This is a genomic window from Acidovorax sp. KPB24-07, assembly GCF_057543315.1.
In genome coordinates this window covers 1-1,694 of sequence record NZ_BAAJYS010000570.1, presented here as the reverse complement: position 1 = coordinate 1,694, position 1,694 = coordinate 1, and the positions used below count along the sequence as shown (strand labels likewise).

1 protein-coding gene and 1 pseudogene are annotated in these 1,694 nt (G+C 72.9%); both read right to left on the bottom strand.

Translation table 11 applies throughout. The features are described 5' to 3' along the window. Positions 1 to 253, bottom strand: a pseudogene (locus AC27IQ_RS23960) (1-phosphofructokinase); the annotation flags it as partial. A 327-nt stretch (positions 254 to 580) separates the two neighbouring features. Further along, on the bottom strand, positions 581 to 1,694 hold a 1,114-nt coding region (gene ptsP / locus AC27IQ_RS23955; RefSeq protein WP_487091053.1), incomplete at its 5' end, for a phosphoenolpyruvate--protein phosphotransferase.

Genomic DNA, 1,694 nt, shown 5'->3' with positions numbered 1-1,694 from the left:
CCGCCGCCGCGCCGGGCGGCAGGCTGCCGGCCAGCTCGCACCAGTCGCCGTACTGCACCTGCTGCTGCAGCGTGGCCAGCAACCGGGCTTCGGCCTGCGCCAGCGCCTCGGGCGGCAGGGACAGGCCGGGCAGGTTGATGTCTGTCGAGTCGCCCCGCCCGGCATCGGCCAGCTTGATGTTGGTGCGGGTGCTGCCCGCCACCCGCACCATCGCGTCAGCGATGCCGCTGGCGGCGAAAGCGGCGGTGAACACGCCGTCGTTCTCGGCGCCAGCCAGCCGCTGGCGGTCACCGGCACGCCCAGGGCCGCCAGCACCGCCGCCACGCCGATGCCCTTGCCGCCGGCCTCGGTCTGCTGCCCCAGCGCCCGGTGCACGGCGCCGGGCACGAGCGTGGGAATGCGCACCGTCTGGTCGATGGCCGGGTTGAGCGTGATGGTGAACACGCGGGCAGGCGCCGCCGCGCCGGCCAGAACTTCGGGCGTCATGGTGCGGCCTTTCCCGGCATGGCACATGCCGCATCAAAAACGGCCCCAGCGCAATGAATACTATGGCATATCGCTATATTTTTCATAGCAAACCTCATGATGTATCCCCCGTGTCGGCCACCGGGCCGGCCGGGCGCAGCGCGGCGCCCAGGGCGCGCACCTCGTCGGCGGTGTCCACGTCCAGCGCGCGGCGGGCGAGGTCCTGCAGCTCGGCCAGGGAATGCCGGCGCAGCAGCGCCTTGACGGTGCCGATATCGCCGCTGCTCATGCTCAACTCCTGCACGCCCAGTCCGGCCAGCAGCGCCGCGCCCAGCGGCTCGCCCGCCAGTCCGCCGCACACGCCCACCCAGCGCCCATGGGCCCGGGCGCCGGCGATGGTGCGTTCGATAAGCCGCAGCACCGAGGGGTGCAGGCTGTCGGCCATGCCGGCCAGCTCGGGGTGCTGCCGGTCCACCGCCAGCGCGTACTGCGTGAGGTCGTTGGTGCCGATGGAGAAGAAATCCACGTGCGCCGCCAGCCGGTCGGCCATCAGCGCGGCCGAGGGCACCTCGATCATGATGCCCACGGGCACCTGCGGCGCGTCCAGCTCGCGGCGCACCGCCTCCATGCGCTGGCGCAGCTGGTGCATCTCTTCCACGGTGCTGATCATCGGGAACATGACCGACAGCGGGCCGTGCCGCGCCGCGCGGTACAGCGCCCGCAGCTGCGGCACCAGCAGGTCGTCGCGGCGCAGGCACAAGCGGGCGCCGCGCAGGCCGAGAAAGGGGTTGTCCTCCACCGGCAGGTCCAGGTGCGGCACCTGCTTGTCGCCGCCGATGTCCAGCGTGCGCACGATCAGCGGGCGACCGTCCAGGGCCTCGACCATGGCGCGGTACACGGCGTACTGGTCGTCCTCATCGGGCACCGCGTCGCGCTCCAGGAACAGAAATTCGGTGCGCATCAGGCCCACGCCTTCGGCCCCCGCCGCCAGCGCGTGCGTGGCCTGGTCGGCCCGGTTGGCATTGGCGGCGATCTCCACCGTGTGGCCGTCGGTGGTGGTGGCGGGCAGCTGGCGGGTGCGGGCCTCTTCCTCCTGCCGGCGGGCCAGGCGCTGCATGCGCTCGCGCGCCTCGATCAGCGCCGTCTCGCTCGGGCCCACGTAGAGCCGGCCGCGGTAGCCATCCAGGATGGCGGGCGTGCCGGCCGCGGCATCGGCGCCCAGCACGCCG